A 22,787-nucleotide genomic window follows, 5' to 3' on the forward strand; every position below is an offset into this window, starting at 1 on the left:
TGATGTAAAGAATATGATTTTGTAAGTCTGATTGAAAATCTTTAAAATCACTATAAATTTTTTCTCAGATGTTCCAGAGCATTAATAATCAGTTCATCTTTTTTAGCAAAGCTGAAACGGATGTAATCAGAATCCTGTTTTGAATCATAAAAAGCCGACAAAGGAAGGCAGGACACTTTTTTATCAACGGTAAGCCATCTGGAGAATTCTACATCGGTCATTATTTCAGATACATTCCTGAAATTAACTACCTGAAAAACCGCGCCTTCAGTTTTACGTTCTACGATTAAAGGGGTATCTTTAATCAATTCATTAAACAGGTCGCGCTTTTTCTGCATCAGGATCCGGTTTTCAGAAGGGTCAAAAACTTCTAAGTATTTGGCAATGGCATACTGGCACGGGGCATTGGCACTGTAGGAAATGTACTGCTGATGGCAACGGAATTTAGCTGTAAGCTCTTCTGATGCTAATAAATAGCTTACTTTCCAGCCTGTGGAATGGAACATTTTGCCAAACGAGAAAATGCAGAATGTCCTTTTCCTGAGCTCGGGATGCAGGAAAGAACTGTAATGTTCCGTTCCGTCATAACAGTAGGTATCATAGATTTCCTCTGAAATCAGGTAAATTTCCCGGTCTTTTATTAATCCGTACAAAACATTCCAGTCATGTTCAGTCCACATCTTTCCTGTAGGATTCTGTGGCGAATTGATGATAATGGCTTTTGTTTTTTCAGAAATGCACTGCTGAAGCTTTTCCGGGATTATGTTCAAATCAGTATCAAGATCATAATAAACCGGAATGCCGTTATTAAGGACAATTGACGGGCTGTAAGTGTAGTAAGAGGGCTGAATGACAATTACTTCATCACCCTGGTTTAAAATGGATTTAAGTGCCGTATATAAAGTGAAGGTAGCGCATGGTGTAATAGTTACCTCATTTTCCTTCAGCTTAATGCTGTTGCTTCTTTTCAGGTTAAAATGAATGATATTCTGAATCAGCAATGGGCTTCCTGCAAGCGGTTCATAATTATGGGTATCCTGATCTGCTGCTTCCTTTAAAAAATCTTTTAAGCGGGGATCAATATCGAAATCTGTCAAACCCAGCGAGAGATCAAAGCTGTTTTGCCTGGAGGCAAGTTCAGACATTTCCGTAAAAAATGAGTAATGGGTAAATCCGTAAACTTTCTCCATAGGTTATTGTTTGTCTCTCAAATATAAGAAATTACCCATTCATTACAGATTAAATAAATTTTGGTATTTTTAGACAAATTATTCTATAATGAGAAAACTAATCATCTCTCTATTTTCAGTATCGGTACTGGTAAGCTGCGGAACGGCTAAAAATTCAGGCGGCACATCGGCATCATTAACTGCAAAAAGTAATAAAGCATTTCTTTCTGCCTATAAGGAAATTAAGGCAGCTGATCTGAAGAAAAACCTGTATGTGATTGCTTCGGATGAAATGGAAGGCCGGGATACCGGAAGTCCGGGACAAAAGAAGGCGGGAGAATACATGATCAATTATTATAAAAGTCTGGGTGTTTCCTATCCTAAAACACTGGGTTCCTATTACCAGAAGGTTCCTGCAGATTTCATGAAAAAAAGAGGCGGCGGAAACCTTCCGGATTCTGAAAATATCCTGGCATTTATAGAAGGTTCAGAAAAACCTGAAGAAATTGTGGTTGTTTCTGCCCATTATGACCATGTCGGCACCCAGAATGGCGTAGTATATAACGGTGCTGATGACGACGGAAGCGGAACAGTTGGCGTGATGGAAATTGCCAAAGCCTTCCAGAGTGCCAAAAAAGCAGGAAACGGCCCAAAGAGATCTGTCCTTTTCCTGCATGTAACAGGAGAGGAGCACGGATTATTCGGATCTGAATATTATACGGACCATCCGGTTTTTCCACTGGCCAATACAGTTGTTGATTTAAATATTGACATGATCGGGCGCGACGATCCTGAAAACAGAGGCAAACAATACGTCTATGTAATAGGATCTGAAATGTTAAGCTCTGAATTGAAAGTAATCAATGAAGCCGCCAATAAAAAGACCAATAATCTGGAACTGAACTATAAATATGATGACCCTAATGATACCCAGCGGCTGTATTACAGATCAGACCACTATAATTTTGCAAAAAACAATGTTCCTGTAGCGTTTTTCTTTGACGGGATTCATGAAGATTACCATAAACCGACTGATGATGTGGATAAAATCGACTACGAACTGCTGAAAAAAAGAACCCAGCTGGTTTTTGCCACTGCATGGGAAATTGCCAACAGGCCGGCCAGAATTATAGTTGACAGAAAATAACTGACATATAGAAAAGGTATTTTTTAATTAAGTTTTATTAAAATGAAAATCCGTGAAGCAAGATTAGAAGACATTCCTCAAATTCAGGTCGTAAGGAATGCCGTTAGAGAAAATACTTTATCTGATCCGAATCTGGTTACAGATAAAGATTGTGAAGAATTTTTATTTGACAGGGGAAAGGGCTGGGTCTGTGAAATTGATAATCAGATCGTGGGATTTTCAATTGTTGACCTCAAAGAGAACAATATCTGGGCATTGTTTCTTCATCCTGACTTTGAAAAGCAGGGCATCGGGCGAAAGCTTCACGATGTAATGCTAGCCTGGTATTTTAAACAGACAAAAGAAAAGGTCTGGCTTGGAACTTTGCCCGATACAAGGGCTGAAATATTTTACAGAAAATCCGGCTGGAATGAAGCAGGGATTCACGGAAAAGGAGAAATAAAATTTGAAATGACTTTTGAAAACTGGCGCACAATGAAACAGAATATAAAATCAATCCGGCCTTTTATAGGTTCTGAAAACTTCAAAACGAGCAGGGAATTTTATTCAGACCTTGGCTTTGAAGAAACCGTTCTTGAAAGCAACCTATCCTTATTCCAATGGAACGGGACGGGATTTTACCTTCAGGATGCTTACGTAAAAGATTGGATCAACAATACAATGCTTTTTATCGAAGTTGATGATACGGAAGCATTCCGGAATTACCTCACAGGCCTTAATCTCACGGAGAAATATGAAAATGTCCGGCTGACGGCTGTTAAAACCATGCCGTGGGGAAAAGAATGTTTCGTCCATGACCCCAGCGGAATTTTATGGCATTTCGGGGAATTTTTCAATAGATAAATAATAAGAACGGATTTTGATTTTAGTTTCGAAATTTTATAAAAATTTAAACAAACTCTAATAAGTTTAAAATTATCCATAAACAATGATTTACGCTTTTGATACCTATTATTTCGAGGACTATGCCTATACGGTATGCATTGCTTTTGAAGAATGGACTTCTGAAAAAGAAACCCAGGTTTTCATGGAGAAAACAGAAATTACTTCCGGTTATGAAAGCGGTGCATTTTATAAAAGGGAATTGCCGTGTATCCTCAGTCTGCTAAAACAGATTAAACTGCGTGAAGGTGATCTTATTATTGTTGACGGATATATTACATTAGGTAATGAAGGGAAAATGGGACTGGGAGGTTATCTCTATGAAGCTTTGGAGCAAAAATTCCCGGTTATCGGAATTGCGAAAAATGAATTCGGTACTCCCGATTTGCAAAGAAAGATGATCTTTCGGGGAGAAAGCGAAGTTCCACTGTTCCTTACTGTAAAAGGTGCCGGCACCGATGAGATTAAAGAAAAAATAGAAAAGATGTACGGAGATTTCAGAATTCCTGCACTGTTGAAAAAACTGGACCAGCTGACAAGAATCCGATGAGTTAAGTCAATAAATAAATATGATTACTGGCTGCGAATATCAGAAAACTGACAAAAATCACAGATTTATTATTTTTATCAATTCTAAATAAATATAAATTTGTAATAACAAAAACGTATCAATCATATCCATATCAATTTTTGTTTTATCAGCCGGTAATTTTATATTGCCGGTTTTATTATTTCTAGAGTGATCTCATATACTCAATATTGAGTTGACGGAATCAGAAAATAAAAAAAACAGACAAATAATTCTTGCCTGTTTATCATTAGTATTGGTGATCTCACCAAGAATCGAACTTGGATCTAAAGTTTAGGAAACTTCTATTCTATCCGTTGAACTATGAGACCGTGGGCCCAAAGATAATAAATAAATTTAAAATTTAAAAATAAAAGAACCCGCTCTTTAGGAACGGGCTCAGTAGATAAAACATCTCATTTTTTTAATTAGACAACAATAAAAAAGCACAGCCGACAACGCTGTGCTTAAATTTTTATAAATTTAACTGCAATTTCAGAACTGAAAAAAGCAAAAATTGAATTCATTTTCAGATGTATTACAGAGTAAATGTAGGAATAAATTTCTTGCTTTCAATGAATTGAATGTTAAAACCCACAAGTTATCCACAATGTATTGTTAATAACTTAATCGTCAAAAAAAGAACTCACGAATCAGTCTGCAACACAAATTATTAAAAGGGAATGACTTTCTGGAAATCAATTCTGAAAAAAGTGAAAGGATAAAAGTTTTTAAAATGCCGGTAAAATATAATAAAAGAAGAGATGATTGGTTTTCTCTCTGCATCTAAAAATAAAAGAGAAAAGTAACGGTAACAGATTGAGCTGAGCTTTTTGGTTTCAACAATCACAGATGAAACATTTACTCGTGAAAGTTCCTTTTCTATACTATACAAAAAAAGAGAGTAAAAATACTCTCTGTTCATTTTTTAATTTTCCAGCTTTTCTTTGATATATTTCGCGGTATGGGATTTTTTATCTTTGGCCAGTTCTTCCGGCGTTCCGGCGAAAACAACTTCACCGCCGTGTTTTCCGGCTTCCGGTCCAATGTCGATGATATAATCGGCTGATTTAATGATATCCGGCTGATGTTCAATGACAATCACAGAATGGCCAAGATCAATCAGAGCCTGCAATGACTTCAGTAATTTCTGAATATCATGAAAATGCAACCCTGTGGAAGGTTCATCAAAAATAAACAATGTTTTATCCGTCGTCACACCTTTGACAAGAAACGATGCCAGTTTCACACGCTGGGCTTCACCACCGGAAAGGGTGGAAGAGCTTTGTCCTAACTGCAGATATCCCAGACCGACATCCTGTAAAGGCCTCAGTTTGGTTACGATTTTATCTTCATTGTTATCTTTGAAAAATGCCAGTGCCTCATCTACGGTCATGTGAAGGATATCGGAAATATTTTTTTCGTCAAATTTCACTTCCAGGATTTCATTTTTGAAACGGGTCCCTTTACAGACTTCACATTCCAGTTCAATATCCGCCATAAACTGCATCGATACATTGATCACGCCTTCTCCTTTACATTCGTCGCATCTTCCGCCATCAACGTTGAAAGAGAAATGTTTTGGCTTATAGCCCATCATTTTTGAAACTTTCTGCTTGGCGAATAAATCTCTGATATCATCGTAAGCCTTCAGATAGGTTACAGGGTTTGAACGGGAAGATTTTCCGATCGGGTTCTGGTCGATTAATTCGATATGCTTGATCAGTTTTTTAGGAAAATCTACAGCATCGTATTCGCCTTTTTTTCCGCCCATGCCCAACTGAATCTGAATGTCATTCGTCAGGATTTCTTTCATTAAAGTCGATTTTCCGCTTCCGGAAACCCCCGAAATTACGGCAAGGCTTTCCAATGGAATATCAACATCGATATTCTTAAGGTTATTTTGACGTGCGCCCTTAATATGGATCCATTCTTTTGCTTTTCTCCGCTTTTTCGGAACTTCAATCTCCAGTCTTCCCGTAAGGTATTTTGACGTTAAGGTATCTGCATCTTTCAGTTCTTTATAATTTCCTGCAAAAACCAGCTCACCACCGAGATAACCGGCTTCAGGGCCGATATCAATAATATAATCTGCAGCTTTCATCACATCCTCATCATGTTCGACCACGATAACGGTATTCCCTAGATCACGGAGGTTTTTAAGGACTTCAATTAAATTTTCCGTATCCCTGGAGTGCAGCCCGATGGACGGCTCATCCAGAATATAGATAGATCCTACCAGTGAGCTTCCCAGGCTTGTTGCTAAATTAATCCTCTGGCTTTCACCACCGGAAAGTGTGTTGGATGTTCTGTTTATGGTTAAATACCCTAAGCCCACTTTTAATAAAAATTCAAGGCGGGTACTGATTTCATATAACAGCCTTTTTGCCACTTCCTGATCGTGTTCCGATAGTGTTAATCCTTTGATTAAAGGAAAAAGCTCATCCATAGGAAGCTCAATCATCGATTGGATGTTATGACCGTCGATTTTTACCCAGGTCGTTTCTTCACGCAGCCTTAAACCTTCACAAGTAGGGCAGAGTGTTTTTCCGCGGTAACGGGAAAGCATGACCCGGTACTGGATTTTGTATAAATTTTCCTCAAGCATTCTGAAGAAATTATCGATGGACGGGAAGGTGCTTTTGCCGTCGCCTTTCCAAAGGTATTTTTTCTGTTCTTTGGTCAGCTGGTGGTAAGGCTTGTGGATCGGGAAGTCTTTTGCTTTTTTAATGAAGTCTTTTTTCCATTCGCTCATGCTTTCTCCTCTCCATGAAGCCACGGCATCTTCAAAAACCGACAGGGCTTTATTGGGAACCACCAGGTCTTCATCAATTCCGATTACTTTACCGTAGCCTTCACAGGTCGGGCATGCGCCGTAAGGGTTGTTAAAACTGAAAAAATGAACGTTAGGTTCCAGAAATTCGATTCCGTCCAGTTCAAATTTATTTGAAAATTCTTTTACTTTCCCGGTATCTGTATTTTTCAGCGAGCAGTATCCCCGTCCCTCATAGAAAGCCATCTGGATAGAATCTGCCAGACGCTGTAAAAAGCTTTCATCTTCCTCATAAGAGAAACGGTCGATCACCAGATTGATTTTCATTCCCTTTTCGGGCGTAAACCCAAAACTTTCCAGATCTTCGATCCCCGCAACATTTCCGCCGATTTCCAGTCGTGTAAAACCTGCCAGTTTTAATACGTTCAGATTTTCAGTAAAATTTTCCGCATCATATTCCAGGGGCGCAGCCAGCAAAAATGAAGCGTCTTTCTTGGATGATTTAATAAAATCCACCACATCGGAAACCGAATCTTTTTTCACTTCTTCACCGGATACGGGAGAAAATGTTTTCCCGATCCTTGCGAAAAGAAGCTTCATGTAATCATAGATTTCCGTAGAAGTCCCTACCGTTGATCTCGGATTAGAAGAAATGACTTTCTGCTGGATGGCAATGGAAGGAGCCAGACCCTTAATGTCATCCACTTTAGGTTTTTCCAGTTTCCCTAAAAACTGGCGTGCATAAGAGCTGAGACTTTCCACATATCTTCTTTGCCCTTCCGCATAAATGGTGTCAAAAGCCAGGGAAGATTTTCCGCTTCCGGAAACGCCTGTAATGACAATCAGTTTATTTTTCGGGATCAGGACGTCGATGTGTTTCAGATTGTTGAGATGTGCATTCTTAACGAAAATCTGCTTTTTAATATCTATATCTGTTGTATTAGCCATAGTAAAATTAAGACTAACAAAATTACGACTTTTTGACGGATTCTGATCTTTTAATTAAGCACAAATAATACAAATTGATTTCATTGATCGTGACCAATTTAATAGCTTAATAATGGAGTATAAATTTCTGTAAAACAACATGAGGTGCTAAAAACCCATAGATACTGAAACATCTAATTAAGTCTAAAATTTTCTTCATTTTATATAATATCCGAAAAGAGCAGACTATATTTAAAGTTTTATTATGATTGAAAAATACATAAAAATCATATTTCTCAATAAGCAATTCGGAATGTGAAAATTATTCAGGGATGTCGTGATACTTTTAAGGAGGGAAATATAAGACCCTGAATTCACGTCCTGGAATCTGCCGCCGGAACTGCATTTTTTTTCATGACATCTATCATTTGTGTGTATTCCCAAACTCCATTACTTTTGGGCTTCCGAACTAACTGAGAATAATTCTGATCATATGATTAAAAAAGCAGGAAATATATTTTTCCTTGGAACTTTATTTTTCGCTCACGCGCAGGAAAAATCAACTGACATCGACAGTATTGAAATTCAGGGAAAACTGATTTCAGTACCCTATAAAATTGCCAACCAGAATATCACCCTTATTACAAGACAGGAGATTGAAAATTCCCCGGCAAAAAGTATTGACGAGATCCTTCAGCAGGTTTCCGGGATGGATATCAGAAGGAGGGGCGCAAATGGTGTACAGAGTGATCTTGCTTTTCGGGGAAGTTCTTCCGAGCAGGTTCTTCTGCTTTTAAACGGAATAAGGATGAGCGATTCTCAGACCGGGCATAATTCTATGAACTTACCGATTGATCTGGAAGATGTGGAAAGAATCGAGGTCATCAAAGGTCCGGGAGCAAGACGTTTCGGGCAAAATGCTTATGCAGGAGTTATTAATGTCATTACCAAAACCCATCTCGGGAAAAGGGTGAAAATAAGTGCAGAAGCCGGGGATTACGAAACGTTTGGCTTCGGACTGAATGCGCAGCTGGGAAATGAGAAATTTTCAAATACGCTTGCGGCAAATTCCAATTCGTCTCAAGGGTATATGTACAATACCGATTATGAAATCAGGAATGTTTTTTATCAGAGTAAATTAGCCATAAAAGACGGGGACATCAGATTACAGGCAGGGTTTTCTGAGAAAAAGTTCGGAGCCAACGGGTTTTATTCTTCTGCCAAGGCCACCGAGCAGTATGAAGAAACGCAGGCCTCAGTAATAAGTCTGTCCCATCAGCAGACCTTTAAAAATCTAAAGATCCACTCGAATGTCTATTGGCGAAGAGGGCAGGATATGTATCTGTTCAACAGGGCGAAACCTGAAATTTACAGAAATATGCACATCGGAAATAATGTCGGTGGAGAAGTGAATTCCAGCTACCAGTGGGGATTGGGAACCACAGGAGTCGGCGTGGAACTGAGAAAAGAATTTCTGGCAAGTAATAATTTAGGGCACCGTGACCGTTTTGTTTCCCAGGTTTTCTTTGAACACCATTTTTCCCTGTTGGATAAAAAATTAAATATCAGTCCGGGATTTTCCTGGGCGAATTATTCCACGAACGGAAATTTCTTCTATCCCGGATTGGATGTCGGCTATAATTTCGACCCGAACAATAAGATCTACGGAAATATTTCAAGGGTTTCAAGGGTGCCCACGTTTACCGATCTTTATTATGTAAGTAAGACGGAACAGGGAAATCCTGATCTGTTACCTGAAAATGCAGTTTCTGCAGAAATAGGATATCAGTACCAGACTAAAAATATTTTAGTAAAAGTAAGCGGTTTTCTGAGGGATTCCCATAATTCTATAGACTGGACAAAAATTTCACTGAACGACCCTGTCTGGTATGCTCAGAATATTGGGGATACGAGCAGTAAAGGGCTAGAATTTGAGCTCAGTCACCAATTTAACGGCTGGCTGAAGTATTCGGTGGGATACACTTATCTGGACAATACATTAAACTCTGTAGGTGAATTTGCCGCAAGATACCTTTTAGATAATCTGAGGCATCAGGTAATTGCAAAATTGGAAACCAAATTCCTGAAAAACTTCACCAATGAACTTGTTTACCGTTATAACCAGCGGATGAATAACGGAAGCTACCATTTACTGGATGAAAAATTAAGTTTTGTTAAAAAAGACTTTTCGGTGTACGTTCTGGTCAATAATGTAACAAATACTTCATATACGGAAACTTTTGGCGTTGCCATGCCGCAAAGATGGTTCCATATCGGCTTTTCTTATAATATCAATATTAAGTAAATGTTAATACAGGATGAATTAAAGTTAATATTACGAAATTGTTAATTCATTTACATTTGCAGAAATTTTTTTAAGATGAAACTTTTTCTAAGCCTTAGTTTATTTTTAAGTCTTACGTTTTTTAAAGCGCAGGAACATATTTCCGCCTTCAATGCGCTGACCTTAACCTATAAGTTTCACCCGAAATTTTTTCTATATGCCGAAGGGCAGATGAGAAGTATTGAAGATTATACCTATCCTGATTATTATGAAATAAAAGGCGGGCTTGGGTATAACCTTACCAAGAACCATAAACCTTTTATCGGTTTGGGAAGATACGCAACCTATAAAGATCACGCCATTAACAAAGAAGAGTTCAGGGTATGGTTACAGGACGTTATTGATTTCAAAAAAGGAGTTGTGAAATTTGAAAACAGATTCCGTGCTGAAAAGTCTTGGTTTTATGAGCCTCAGACAGATAAAAATTCCGAGAGAATGCGGTACCGTTACCGTTTGAATATTTCAGTTCCGTTGAATGCCAAGAAAATTGAGCCTGGCACTTTATTCGCCAATGCTTATGACGAAATTTTTATTGTCAGCCCTATAAAACCTGCTTTTGCAAGAAACAGGGTATACGGAGGCCTGGGATATCAGATTGATCAGAACTTCGGGATCCTGGGAGGATACCTTTGGCAAAGGGAATTTGAAGCGAAAGGAAATAAAAATGCCCACTTTTTATATCTTGCTATCAACATCAATATCGACGATACCAATCCTCCTGCAAGAACCTATCATTTCCCGGGAGCAGATTAATATTTATCAATCAAATAATGGTAAGCCTTTAAATATTTATTGAATCTTTTGATGTCTTTCTGAGCTAATTCGCGGTTTACCCTTCTCAGATCCATATTGTCACGGAGATCATTTAATTTTACGGCCACAGCAAGAGGAGACCGTTCTGTTCTTTTCACGAAATCATCGTATTCCTCTTCAGGATCAAATTTTGTCAGGCAGCTGATCGCAAAAATGATGTATTCGGGAAATCCTTCGTCTCTTAAATAATCCAGACTGAATTCTGCCGGGTGATCTTCCACAACATCATGCAGCACGCCAACGATTTTTTCATCCATGGTTTTGCCGTATTCCATGACACGCATCACGTGAGCTATATAAGGAGCATGATATTTATCGGTTTGGCCTTTATGTGCTTTATCAGCAATTTTAATAGCTCTGTGGAGCAGTTCTTCTTTTGTCATTATACTATGTAAAGTGCAAAAATAAAAAATGCCTTAAATCCTGAGGCTATATTTTATAATTATTTTTAATAAATATCAATACAGGCTTATGTTTATCTATAAGACTAGATTCTAGGCCGGATTTATCTTCCCGGCGTATTTTTTTTATTTTCAGGAGTTATCCCGTTCAGTATTTTATAATCTGTCGAATCTTTCCTTTTATCCTTCATGCCGGAATATACAGAATCGTTTGCAGGCCTGGCCGTGGGAATTTTATAAAGGTCTTTCTCCCGCTCTGCTGAATTAATATCCTTTGTATTGAGATCCGGTTTTTTCATCCGCACCGTATCGGTCTTAGGAATTAACTGCCTTTTCTCTTTTTGCTGTGCAGAAAGCGAAACTGAAATAAAAACAAAGGTGAAAAATATAATTTTCATAAGGGTAATTTTTGCTAAAAATAAAAATAATTTTTAAAACTGTTCAAGATCGGTCTTTATTATTATAAGACATTTTAGACTTTTTTTATTATGACTTGATGAAAAAAATTAATATTAAAATAAAAAGCGCCTCAATTACTGAGACGCTTAATTAAGAAATCAAATTTATATATAGAAGACTAATATCCTCCTTTATTGATAAAATGGGCAGCTACTTTTTCAGTCAGTGCCACTACATTCGGATTGTTAGTGTATTTTGTAAACCTTCTCAATCCGGAAAGCATCATTCTCTGTTCGTCACCTTCGGCGAAAGAAATGATTCCTTCTTTTGCTGACGTGATGATTTTTTCAACGGCTTTATAAAGGTTAAGCTGGGCCATGGATGCTTCTGCTGAGTCTGCAGAGAAGTGTTTTTCAGCTCGCAGAATTGCAGATTCCGCCATATAGATCTGGTTAAGGATTTCAGACGCATTCAATAATAAATGCTGCTGTTTTTCAATATCCATCATGAACTTCTGAAGCGCAGCCCCTGAAACCATTAAAAACACTTTTTTAAGGTTGGCGATAATTGCTTTTTCTTCACTCATGAATTCAGAATAATCAGGAACTTCAAATGACGGGATGCCCATTAATTCTTTTGAAATTGCCATCGCCGGGGACAGCAGATCCAGTTCACCTTTCATCGCTCTTTTGATCAGCATTCCGACAGATAAAAGACGGTTAATCTCATTGGTTCCTTCATAGATCCTTCCGATTCTTGAATCTCTCCAAGCCGCTTCCATCGGAGTTTCTTCAGAGAATCCCATTCCACCGTATACCTGAATTCCCTCATCGGCAGTATGCTGTGTTAAATCTGAAACGAACACTTTAAGGATTGAGGCTTCTACAGCGAATTCTTCCACACCTTTTAATTCAGCCTGCTGATGGTTCATTCCGCCTTCAACCAGCTCATTGATTTTATCCTCAACATCTTTTGCGGCCCTGTAGGCTCCGGCTTCGGACACGAAAATCCCGGTAGCCATCTCCGCCAGTTTTTTTCTGATGGCTCCAAATGTTGAAATAGAAACACCAAACTGCTTTCTTTCGCTGGAATATTGCAGGGAATGGTTTAAGATTCTTCTCTGTCCGTCCAGATTGGCTGCCGCCAGTTTGATTCTTCCTACATTCAGTGCATTTAAAGCGATCTTGAAACCATTGTTCCTTTCCCCTAAAAGGTTTTCAACAGGTACTTTCATATCCGTAAAGAATACCTGTCTCGTTGAAGACGAGCGGATTCCCAGTTTATGTTCCTCTTCACCGAAACTTAACCCTTCGGTCCCTTCTTTTTCTACAATGAATCCTGTGATGTTTTTATCATCTTCAATTTTAGCGAAGACAATGAAAATTTCTGCAAAACCGGCATTGGAAATCCACATTTTCTGTCCGTTGATGATATAATGTTTCCCGTCTTCAGAAAGTTTTGCCCTTGTTTTTCCGGAGTTAGCATCAGAACCGGCATCCGGTTCTGTTAAACAGTACGCTCCGAATTTTGTACCTGTCGCCAGATCCGGAAGGTATTTCTGTTTTTGTTCTTCCGTTCCGTACAACAGGATAGGAAGGGTGCCGATTCCGGTGTGGGCACCGTAGGCCGTTGCCAGGGAACCGTTTGCCCCCGAACAGTAATCGCAGGCCAACATGGTATTCACAAAGCCCATTCCGAGACCGCCGTATTCTTCAGGAACCGCAACCCCCAGAAGTCCCATTTCACCCAGCTTCCGCATTTTTTCTTCGGTTAAGGCGTAATCTTTCTTTTCAAACCTTACATTTTGAGGAATAACTTCCCGGTCAATAAATTCTTTTGCAGAATCACGAAGCATTTTTTGCTCTTCTGAGAGCTCTTCTAAAGTGAAGATTTCCTGTGCAGGAACTTCCTTGATCAGGAACTCGCCGCCTTTTAGTATATTATTCATTGTTTTATTTTAAATTGAAGTTATTTTATTTGAATTTTGAATTATGTCTGCTGCCTTAATTTATCCTGAAGTGTTTTAACAATTGAAGTCAATATATTTACGATACTTTGTATTTCTGACTTATATTTTGTCTCATTATATTTTACTAATTGAGATTGTGATAACAAATCAATCCAATATTGGGTTTCTCTTGCTTCTTTACTTGATATTGACATTTTGTAAAGGAAATCTTTCTGAAAAACCGGCCAAAGCTTCCTGTACATTTGCTCAATAGAGTTTCCACTTCTTAATAGCCCTTTTGTATTGATCCAAAATTTAAAATTCACGATTCAAAATTATTTTAAAGAAGCTCGAAAATTGAGGCCGCACCCTGACCCGTTCCCACGCACATGGTTACCAAACCGTATTTATTGCCGCGTTTTCTCATTTCATCAAGCAGCTGGACGGTTAATTTTGTTCCGGTACATCCCAGCGGGTGGCCCAAAGCGATGGCACCGCCATTGACATTCAGGATTTCCGGATTGAGATCCAATTCCTTTTTAATAGCTACGGACTGAGAGGCAAATGCTTCATTCATTTCAATGAGCTCAATGTCTTTAAGATCTAATCCGGCCTGTTTCAATGCTTTCGGAATGGCATATAACGGTCCCATTCCCATAATTCTAGGCTCCAGTCCGGCCGCGGCATATGCTACCAGCCGTGCTTGAGGTTCCAATCCTAATTCTTTTACCATTTCTTCGCTCATCACTATGACAAAAGCGGCTCCGTCACTCATTTGGGAAGAGTTTCCGGCAGTCACGCTTCCGCCGTTGGCAAAAACCGGTTTAAGTTTGGCAAGGCCCTCAAGAGAGGTATCCTTTCTCGGACCTTCATCTACAGAAAAGTCGAACTTTTTGGTCTGCATTTTCTGATTTTCATCCAGGAAATTATATTCTACAGGAATCGGGACAATCTGACTGGCAAATCTTCCTTCCTGATTCGCTTTTAAAGATTTCATGTGGGATTCAAAAGCGAATTGATCCTGTTCTTCCCGGGTAATGTTGTATTGTTTGGCAACTTCTTCCGCCGTATAACCCATTCCCCAATAATAATCAGGATTGGTTCTGGCAATATCCGTTTCGGGAACCGGTTTGTAACCGCCCATCGGAATGTATGACATGGATTCTGTACCGCCTGCAATAATGCAGTCGGCCATTCCGGCCTGGATTTTTGCGGAAGCAATGGCGATCGCTTCACTTCCGGATGCACAATACCGGTTAACGGTAACGCCGGGAACTTTATCGGTATTCAATCCCATTAAAGAGATCAGACGGGCAACATTCAGGCCCTGTTCGGCCTCAGGCATGGCATTCCCTACAATGAGGTCGTCAACCCTGTTCTTATCCAATTGCGGAAGCTCAGCCATTAATTTTCCAATCACGGTAGCTGCCATAACGTCGGGTCTTGTAAATCGTAAACTTCCTTTTGGCGCTTTTCCAACGGCTGTTCTGAAACCCTTTACTATATATGCTGTTTTCATTATGTATTAAAGTATTTATGTAAAATGTATATATGAATTAAAATGCTTGAGTATTAAATTTCTGCTTCAATTTTGCCAGCATATTTTGTATATGTTTGATTTCTGAATAGAGACTATTAAATTCATCTTCTTTAAAGAAACCTAAATCATTGGCAATTAATATTTGTGTTTCAAATTCAAATGAAGAACCTAAAGCAATATTAAGAAAATATGAAAATTGAGCATTTGTATCTCGACCCGCACGCTCAGCTATATTAGACGGAATTGAATATAAACTTCTTCTTGACTGAGATGTCAATCCATACATTTCGTCTTTAGGAAAATTATTTGAAGCTAAGTAAAATATTTTACAAAGTTTCATTGATTTTGTCCAAACTTCTAAATCTCTGAAATTGTGCATGGCTAATACATTAATACTTTTTACATTTTACAAGAAAATCTAGTTCCTCAACGGTTTCCCATTCTGTAACATATACTGGATTCGCTCCAGTGTTTTTCTTTCACCACAAAGCTGAAGGAAGGTTTCTCGTTCAAGGTTCAATAAGTATTGTTCCGTGACAACTGTGGGTTCGGAAAGATTTCCGCCGACCATGACATTGGCCAGTTTATCTGCGATTTTTTTGTCATGTTCCGAGATATAATTTCCGGTTAACATCTGGTCGGTCCCTACATAGAACATGCCCAATGCATCTTTACCCAAAACTTTTACCTTCTGTTCGATAGGCTGAGTGTAGCCGTGTTCTGCTAAACTCAGGGCCAGCATTTTTGCTGTTTTGATCTGTGTTCTTTTATCAACGGCAACGATATCTTTTCCTTTTTCAAGGATTCCCATGTCATAGGCTTCATAAGCGGAAGTAGCCACTTTGCCCATCGCGATGTTCATGAACGCTTCGCGGAGCCTGTTGTTTTTAACATCATCATTGTGGAATTCCCTTGACGTTCTCAAGGTCAGTTCTTTCGTTCCGCCACCGCCGGGAATTACACCGACTCCGGTTTCCACCAATCCGATATAGGTTTCTGCTGCGGCAACAACCCTGTCGGCATGCATGGTCATTTCACAACCGCCGCCAAGCGTCATTCCGTGAGGTGCTACCACTACAGGAATAGAGGAGTAACGAACCCTCATCATGGATTTCTGGAAATAAGCAATGGCCATATTCAAATCATCCCAATCCTGTTCGATCGCCATCATTAAAATCATCGCCAGATTTGCGCCTACAGAGAAATTGGTACCTTGATTGGCAATCACCAGTCCGTCATATTCTTTTTCAGCTAAATCAATCGCCCTGTTTAATCCGTCCAGAACTTCTCCTCCCAAAGAATTCATTTTAGAACGGATTTCAAAGTTGATGATTCCGTTGCCTAGGTATTCAATAGAAGCTCCCGAATTGCTCCAAAGCGTTTTGTTTTTTCTGATATTATCTAAAATAATGAAAGAATCCTGCCCCGGAATTTTATTATATTCTCCTGAATTTTTATCAACGTAAATGCTTTGTCCTTCATCATTGACTTTATAAAACGTCTCTACATTTTTTACCCAGTCTGAAACTTCGTAGCCTCCGTCTTTAGCCAGTTCAATGCCTTTCTGAACACCGACTGCATCCCAGATTTCAAAAGGACCGTTTTCCCAGCCGAAGCCGGCTCTCATCGCATCGTCGATTTTATATACTTCGTCAGAAATTTCAGGGACTTTATGGGAAACATAAGCGAATAAGGCTCCCAAAGATTTTCTGTACAGTTCTCCGGCTTTATCTTTTCCACCGATTAACACCTTAAAGCGGTCAATCGGTTTGTCGATCGTTTTGGTTAATTCTAAAGTTGGGAATGAGGATTTCCCCTGAAGTTCATATTCTAGGGTATCAAGATTCAATCCGTGAATCTCGGATTTCCTGTCTGTACCTTTTACTTTTTTATAGAATCCCTGTTGTGTCTTTGAACCTAACCATTTGTTATCAACCATTTTCTGGATGTAATCCGGCAGGGCAAAAACATCATTGAAATCATTCGCTTCAGCACCGCTCTGGCGGACACCGTTGGCTACCATCACTAAAGTATCCAGTCCGACCACATCGGCCGTTCTGAAGGTCGCCGATTTCGGCCGTCCGATTACCGGGCCCGTCAATTTATCAACATCAGAAACGGTAAGCCCTAATTTCTGGACATTGTGAAGGAGGTCCATCATGGAGAAAACCCCGATCCTGTTGGCAATAAATGCCGGCGTATCTTTTGCTAAAACGGTTGTCTTGCCCAAGAATTTCGCTCCGTAATTCATATAGAAGTCAATGACTTCAGGAAGCGTATCTTTGGTAGGGATAATTTCTAAAAGCGGCAGATATCTGACAGGATTAAAAAAGTGTGTGCCTGCAAAATACTGCTTAAAATCTTCGCTTCTTCCTTCCGTTAGGAAATGAATAGGAATCCCTGAGGTATTTGAAGAGATCAGTGTTCCGGGTTTTCTGAACTGCTCTATTTTTTCGTATACTGATTTTTTGATATCCAGTTTTTCAACCACCACTTCAATAATCCAGTCCGTACTTTTTATTTTCTGTAAATCATCATCAAAATTTCCAATCTTGATTCTATCGGCGAATTTTGGAGAATAGAGCAGTGCTGGGCTTGCTTTCTTGAGTTTTTCAAAGCTTTCGGAAGCGATTCTGTTACGAACAGCTTTGTCTTCTTTGGTCAAACCTTTTTTCTGTTCTGCTTCAGACAATTCAAAAGGAACGATATCCAGCAACGAAACTTCAACTCCAATATTGGCAAAGTGCGCCGCAATACCGCTTCCCATAATTCCTGAACCAAGAACGGTGACATGTTTGATTCTTCTTTTCATTATTTTTCTATTTATTATTTATTTTGGTTTATACATCTGCCGTGCTGAATGAAATAAGGACGCTAAGAAGAATGTCATGGCATCCACATTTTTTCTCTATCAGACTGGCACTTGGGAAATCATTGTTTATTTTCTGTTATTCAGATCCGTTGCGATCTTCATTATCTCCGTCATGACTTCTTTAAACGTTTCTAATTTTTCAGGAGCAATTTTCTCCATGATTCTTTTATTAAAATTAACCACAACTTCCTTGGACATATTTCTGGAATTCAGCCCTTTATCGGTAAGCTTTATAATAACCTCTCTTTTATCTGTGGTTGTTTTTTCTTTATAGATATAGCCGTTGTCCTCAAGAAGTTTGATAATTCTTGTAAGAGAAGTAGGCTCAATAGCCATTTTAGGTCCCAGGTTTGTACTTCTTGTGCCTTCTTTAGGATCTATTTTAAGAAGCGTAAGAGCCTGAACAGCCGTAGAATCATGTTCCTGTGCAAGATCTGTATACATTTTAGAAACAGCCAGCCAGGTCTGCTTTAAAATTAAATCTACATTTTCTATTTTATCTTTGTTATCCATCGTTATTGTTGAAAGGGTGTTATTCAAATGTAGCAAATATTATGCATGCATAGTATTTATTAACGTTAAAATTTGTTAATAATCTGATAATAAGGCTGTTAAATTGTATGATTAGCATAATACTATGCATGCATAGCATGTGAATTATGCAAAGAAAAAGACGTGTTAATACAGGGTTTTTACTAAATTAATGATTTCTTCAAATGATTCGCATTGGTATTCTGAAGAATCATTGGAAATTATCCAAAATGTATCCTGAAAACGGAAATGCAAAGACGAGAGATCTTTCCGGAAATTTTTCTGAAGCAGAGAATACAACATTTCTTTATAAAGTTCCTGCGCGGTAATTATCGGCGCAATAAAGTTTTCATTAACCTGAAATAATGAAACATTTGTCAGCTCATGGTGCTGAAGCAGGATATCTTCAACAATTCCGGAATATAAATGAGTTTCCTTTACATACCATATTTTGTCTGCAAATTCTTTGGACAGCCGCCAGTCGTGGGAAGAGAAAAGAATTAATTTATTCTGTTCTTTCGCAAGCTTCCGGAGTGTTTTAAGGATAATAATTTTATTTTTTTCATCCAAATGAGTCGTCGGTTCATCGAGAATAATAATAGGGGAGTTTTGGGTCAGTGCTCTTCCGATAAAGGCTTTCTGAAGATTCCCGTCTGAAAGATTATGTAATAAAGTATTTTTATACTGATCCAGATCCAGTTCTCTGATAATCTCCGAAACTTCCTCTATATCTTCTTTTCTGAGTTCAAAATAGAAAGGGTAGTAAATATATTTCCCTAATGAAATAAGGTCTTCAACCGTATAATTTTGCGGAATAACCGATTTTGAGAAAACAACGGCAATATTTTCTGCAATTTCTTTTACGGAAAGGGTTTTTATATTTTTATTATTGATTGAAATTTCTCCGCTTAATAAAGGCGTCTGATGTAAGATAGATCTGATTAAAGTGGTTTTTCCTACACCATTGTTCCCGATCAGCAAGCACACTTCCCCTAAATTCAGATGGGCATCTGCATTTGAAATTAAGGTTGTCTCATAACCGATATCGGCTTGTTTGATTTGTAGGTGCATTGTATTCAGTTTTATTCTTCGCAGATTTAAATAAGTTTATGTTTACTCCCTGATTAAAATGATTCTCTCAAACTGATCATGGATGTACAGATTTATTCTGTTTCAAAAGCATCGTCAGGATAACAGGGATTCCGAAGAGAGAACTGATCACATTCAGAGGGATCTGGGATTTTTCAGCAATAACGGAGAACAGTAACATGATCAGCATTCCGAGAAGCATATTGAGCCCCCACTGCTGCCAGAGCTTTGCCGGATTATAGATCAGCCTGCAAAAATGCGGGACAATAATCCCGATAAATAAAATAGGGCCCAGAAATGCCGTAACAGAGGCCGAGAGCAGGGAAGAGGCGATGATGATCAGGAGTTTCAATTGATTTAAATTTACGCCTAAACTTCTCGCATAAGCAGATCCCAAAGAATTTCCTATCAAAGGTTTTATGCTTTTAAAGCAAATAAATAACCCGATGAACACCAGTATGGACAACACATAAATCTGGCTTCTGGAAACCATATTGTTTGCCCCGAAAGACCATAAGATATAATTTTTCAGACTTTGATTTTCAGCATAAAACTGAAGTAGGGAAACGATTGCTCCGGCAAAAGCGGAAACCAGAAAACCAAAAATAATCAGGTATGATTTATCTGTAAATCTTTTTGACATGGATAAGAGGACCAACATGAGAACCAGACTGCCTGCAATTGAAGACAGACTGAGAAAGCTGTTCTGAAGGAGTTCCGGAAGATCAATATCATATGAAAAGAAAATATAAAAAGCCACCGAAAGACTTGCGATGGAAGTGATTCCCAGGATATCCGGTCCGGCTAAAGGGTTCTGAAAATATTCCTGCATTAGAAACCCCGAAGTGGGAATGGAAAGTCCCGCTAAAAGCATTACAAACACACGGTTTACACGGATTTCCGCAATCTGGCTGTTTGCTGACTCTCCAAAAAAATCGCTAAAGTTTAGGCTTAAAAATCCTGTGTTCAGATTGATAACTGCGGTAAAAATTATTGCAATCAGTAAAAGTAAATACAGGATTTTAAATTTTTTAGACATTCTTAGAAATGCAGATGCACTTTTTATTTTAAAAAGGAATTGATTTTTGAAGTAAGCATATCCTCACTGATCATTCCCAGGGTTTCGTCTGTTTTATCGCCTTTTCTCATAAAGGTAAAAGGGATGGCACCGCCGTCCCACTGCTTAAAGTTGTTCTTAAAAAATTTGGCATCCATAAGCTGTCCGTCCAGAAGAACGGTATAATCCTGAATTCCGTGTTCTGCTGTAAAACGGGGAACTTCGGTGCTCCAGATATCTCTCTGATCTAAACTTACAAAGGTAATCTTGACCGGTTTTCCCTTAAGTTCCTCAATTTTATTTTTGAAATGGGGTATTTCCTTTACACATGGGCCACACCAGGTAGCGAAAAAATTCGTTACATACAGGGTATCGTTTTTATTATTTAAGATTCTTGAAATATTGTCTGGATTAACTTCTTTCAATGAAACAGCTGGAGAAGGTGTTTCCGGGACAGAAACAGAATCTGTTGCTGCCGCCGCTTCGTTATTTTTCTCGCTTTCCTTTTTACAACTTGCCAAAGCAAAAAGAACAAGCGTGGATAAAATTATCTTTTTCATAATATTTTTTCTATTTTTGAATTGAAGTATGGAACAACAAATCTATAAAGGGAAACTTACACGGTTTCATTGGCTAAAAATAACGAAAAAGGAAGAACTGACCAAAAATACTTTCGCTCTGGAATTTGAGATTCCTGAGCATCTTAAAGAGAATTTCAGGTTTGATGCCGGGCAGTTTGTCAGTATAAAATTTCAGTCCCAGGGTAAAGAGGTCATTAATGATTATTCAATGACTTCAGCACCATATGAAGGGAAAATAGCATTGGGAATTAAGATCAATTCTGCCGTGGGAGCCGCTTCCCAATTATTCAGAAACTATAATACCGGTGATGAAATCGAAGTGAGCGAGCCTGCCGGAAGGTTTACCCTGATATCTAAACCCAGCGAATTCCGGACGATTGTAGGATTTGCCGCCGGAATAGGGATTACTCCGATCCTAAGCCATTTCAAAAATATTCTTCATAATGAGCCGCGAACAAGGATGTTCTTATTTTTCGGCAATAAGAATTCTGAGGAACTCATGTATAGGGAACAGTTGGATAACCTTGCCAGAACCTGCGGAGGCAGGCTTCAGATTTTCTATTTTTATTCTCGGGAGAAACCGCTTAACAGTCTGTTTTACGGAAGGCTGGACGCAAAAAGGTTAAGCCTGATTATCAATCAGATCCTTCATCTGGATGATACGGATGAGGAATCTACCATCTGGGATGCTGTAGATGAAGTGCTGATCTGCGGGAAAGGAGAGATGATCAAAACATTGGCTAATGCATGCTATCATCACGGGATTCCGAAGAAAAATATTCACTTTGAGCTTTTTGAAGAATACAATGATGATATTTATCCTGTGGAAAAAGAATTTCCGCTGATAGAAAATGTTGAAGTGGAGTTTACTATGCTTGGTAAACAATACAATACTGAACTTCCTACTAATAAGGAAAGGATCCTTCAGCAATTATTGATTCAGAAATACAATGTACCATATTCCTGCAAATCGGGCATCTGTGGAAGCTGTGAATGCACTCTGGAAGAAGGCGAAGTAGAACTGCTGGAAAATGAATATCTGACCGAAAAAGAAGAAGAGAAAAGGCATATTCTTGCCTGCATGTCTATTGCGAAAAGCAGGAAAATAAAGCTTAACTTTGATCTTAGTTGAGAATAATAAAAAACATATTTAATCTGATATTCATATCAATAGAAATGGGCATTCTGTTGATATGCCTTTCCAATGCATGGGTGTTCGCCCTGACGGACGGGAGAACCTATACCAAAATTTCCAAAATCCCGCCGAGGGAAATCGCTTTGGTGCTCGGGACATCGCCAAAGATGAGATCAGGGCAGTCGAATCCTTATTTTACGAAAAGGATGGACGCAGCAGCCCTGCTGTACCACCATGGACGGATCCGGAAAATTATTGTGAGCGGTGAAAAGAGCAAAGGATATAATGAGCCGGCAGCGATGAAAAATTATCTGATCTACCAGGAAGGAGTACCGGAAGAGATCATCACGGAAGATCCGAGAGGATTCAATACCTATCAGAGCATTCTGCGCTGCAAAGATGTATACAAAAAAGACAACGTGATTATTGTTTCCCAGGGATTTCATAACCTGAGAGCTTTATTGTTTGCAAGAAACAACAATATGAATGCACTGGGTTTTGATGCGCAGGATGTCAGCAAACCTGAAAGCTATTACAGGAACCAGTTCAGGGAAATTCTCGCGAGAACAGTGGCGGTAGTCTATCTGGCGTTGGGGATTTCGCCGGATTAA

At 38.8% G+C, this 22,787-nt stretch carries 20 protein-coding genes and 1 tRNA gene; 7 read left to right on the forward strand and 14 right to left on the reverse strand.

The genetic code is table 11. From position 1 onward, the window contains the following. Positions 1-50: 50 nt before the first annotated feature. Complete coding sequence (locus H561_RS0100975) at positions 51-1,190, reverse strand: aminotransferase class I/II-fold pyridoxal phosphate-dependent enzyme (RefSeq protein ID WP_027385299.1); 1,140 nt, start codon at positions 1,188-1,190, stop codon at positions 51-53. A gap of 88 nt (positions 1,191-1,278) precedes the next feature. Between H561_RS0100975 and H561_RS0100980 the strand changes: the two genes are divergently transcribed. From H561_RS0100980 to H561_RS0100995, 3 genes are all read left to right on the forward strand, one after another. Continuing rightward, positions 1,279-2,316: a M28 family metallopeptidase gene (locus tag H561_RS0100980; protein ID WP_027385300.1), complete on the forward strand. Its 1,038-nt coding sequence runs from the start codon at positions 1,279-1,281 to the stop codon at positions 2,314-2,316. 42 nt (positions 2,317-2,358) lie between these two features. Then, positions 2,359-3,159, forward strand: a complete 801-nt coding sequence (locus H561_RS24420; protein WP_081411613.1) for a GNAT family N-acetyltransferase — start codon at positions 2,359-2,361, stop codon at positions 3,157-3,159. An 85-nt stretch (positions 3,160-3,244) separates the two neighbouring features. Beyond that, positions 3,245-3,748, forward strand: a complete 504-nt coding sequence (locus H561_RS0100995) for an endonuclease V (RefSeq protein WP_027385301.1) — start codon at positions 3,245-3,247, stop codon at positions 3,746-3,748. A gap of 275 nt (positions 3,749-4,023) precedes the next feature. On the opposite strand, the gene H561_RS0101000 is transcribed toward H561_RS0100995, so the two are convergent. Together H561_RS0101000 and uvrA are read right to left on the reverse strand one after the other, a co-directional pair. Next, positions 4,024-4,098: transfer RNA gene (locus H561_RS0101000), tRNA-Arg, on the reverse strand. Between the two features lie 596 nt (positions 4,099-4,694). Continuing rightward, positions 4,695-7,487 carry an excinuclease ABC subunit UvrA gene (uvrA, locus tag H561_RS0101010; protein WP_027385303.1) on the reverse strand — a complete coding sequence of 931 codons (2,793 nt, stop codon included), beginning with the start codon at positions 7,485-7,487 and terminating at the stop codon, positions 4,695-4,697. A 472-nt stretch (positions 7,488-7,959) separates the two neighbouring features. Between uvrA and H561_RS0101015 the strand changes: the two genes are divergently transcribed. Together H561_RS0101015 and H561_RS0101020 are read left to right on the forward strand one after the other, a co-directional pair. After that, a complete protein-coding gene (locus H561_RS0101015) occupies positions 7,960-9,771 on the forward strand; it encodes a TonB-dependent receptor plug domain-containing protein (RefSeq protein ID WP_027385304.1) in 1,812 nt (603 codons plus the stop codon). Positions 9,772-9,846: 75 nt separating this feature from the next. Further along, positions 9,847-10,563: a DUF2490 domain-containing protein gene (locus H561_RS0101020; RefSeq protein ID WP_027385305.1), complete on the forward strand. Its 717-nt coding sequence runs from the start codon at positions 9,847-9,849 to the stop codon at positions 10,561-10,563. On the opposite strand, the gene H561_RS0101025 is transcribed toward H561_RS0101020, so the two are convergent. The 11 genes from H561_RS0101025 to H561_RS0101075 form a co-directional block, all read right to left on the reverse strand. Continuing rightward, on the reverse strand, positions 10,560-11,006 hold the full coding sequence (locus H561_RS0101025) for a phosphohydrolase (protein ID WP_027385306.1): 447 nt from the start codon (positions 11,004-11,006) through the stop codon (positions 10,560-10,562). The two genes, H561_RS0101020 and H561_RS0101025, sit on opposite strands and share 4 nt — an antisense overlap. Positions 11,007-11,128: 122 nt before the next feature. Beyond that, the gene (locus H561_RS0101030) at positions 11,129-11,422 is read right to left on the reverse strand and encodes a hypothetical protein (protein ID WP_027385307.1); all 294 of its coding nucleotides are present in this window, start codon (positions 11,420-11,422) and stop codon (positions 11,129-11,131) included. 179 nt (positions 11,423-11,601) lie between these two features. Further along, on the reverse strand, positions 11,602-13,371 hold the full coding sequence (locus tag H561_RS0101035) for an acyl-CoA dehydrogenase family protein (RefSeq protein WP_027385308.1): 1,770 nt from the start codon (positions 13,369-13,371) through the stop codon (positions 11,602-11,604). 41 nt (positions 13,372-13,412) lie between these two features. Further along, positions 13,413-13,634 (reverse strand): four helix bundle protein, encoded by a 222-nt coding sequence (locus H561_RS24460; RefSeq protein WP_394330836.1) that lies wholly within the window; start codon positions 13,632-13,634, stop codon positions 13,413-13,415. 77 nt (positions 13,635-13,711) lie between these two features. Continuing rightward, positions 13,712-14,890, reverse strand: coding sequence for a thiolase family protein (locus H561_RS0101045; protein WP_027385309.1), 1,179 nt, complete (start codon positions 14,888-14,890; stop codon positions 13,712-13,714). A gap of 37 nt (positions 14,891-14,927) precedes the next feature. Continuing rightward, entirely contained in the window at positions 14,928-15,290 is a 363-nt protein-coding gene (locus H561_RS0101050) for a four helix bundle protein (RefSeq protein WP_027385310.1), read from the reverse strand. A 39-nt stretch (positions 15,291-15,329) separates the two neighbouring features. Continuing rightward, positions 15,330-17,723, reverse strand: coding sequence for a 3-hydroxyacyl-CoA dehydrogenase/enoyl-CoA hydratase family protein (locus H561_RS0101055; RefSeq protein ID WP_027385311.1), 2,394 nt, complete (start codon positions 17,721-17,723; stop codon positions 15,330-15,332). Positions 17,724-17,849: 126 nt separating this feature from the next. Further along, positions 17,850-18,296 carry a MarR family winged helix-turn-helix transcriptional regulator gene (locus H561_RS0101060; protein WP_027385312.1) on the reverse strand — a complete coding sequence of 149 codons (447 nt, stop codon included), beginning with the start codon at positions 18,294-18,296 and terminating at the stop codon, positions 17,850-17,852. Between the two features lie 165 nt (positions 18,297-18,461). After that, on the reverse strand, positions 18,462-19,385 hold the full coding sequence (locus tag H561_RS0101065; protein WP_027385313.1) for an ABC transporter ATP-binding protein: 924 nt from the start codon (positions 19,383-19,385) through the stop codon (positions 18,462-18,464). 76 nt (positions 19,386-19,461) lie between these two features. After that, the gene (locus H561_RS0101070) at positions 19,462-20,442 is read right to left on the reverse strand and encodes an iron ABC transporter permease (RefSeq protein ID WP_027385314.1); all 981 of its coding nucleotides are present in this window, start codon (positions 20,440-20,442) and stop codon (positions 19,462-19,464) included. Positions 20,443-20,465: 23 nt separating this feature from the next. Next, positions 20,466-21,020, reverse strand: a complete 555-nt coding sequence (locus H561_RS0101075) for a TlpA family protein disulfide reductase (RefSeq protein WP_027385315.1) — start codon at positions 21,018-21,020, stop codon at positions 20,466-20,468. A gap of 28 nt (positions 21,021-21,048) precedes the next feature. On the opposite strand from H561_RS0101075, the gene H561_RS0101080 reads away from it, so the two are divergent. Together H561_RS0101080 and H561_RS0101085 are read left to right on the forward strand one after the other, a co-directional pair. Continuing rightward, complete coding sequence (locus tag H561_RS0101080; protein WP_027385316.1) at positions 21,049-22,173, forward strand: ferredoxin--NADP reductase; 1,125 nt, start codon at positions 21,049-21,051, stop codon at positions 22,171-22,173. Then, positions 22,170-22,787, forward strand: a complete 618-nt coding sequence (locus tag H561_RS0101085) for a SanA/YdcF family protein (protein ID WP_027385317.1) — start codon at positions 22,170-22,172, stop codon at positions 22,785-22,787. The genes H561_RS0101080 and H561_RS0101085 overlap by 4 nt, the downstream gene beginning before the upstream one ends.

The organism is Chryseobacterium gregarium DSM 19109, from assembly GCF_000430845.1.
Lineage (GTDB): Bacteria > Bacteroidota > Bacteroidia > Flavobacteriales > Weeksellaceae > Chryseobacterium > Chryseobacterium gregarium.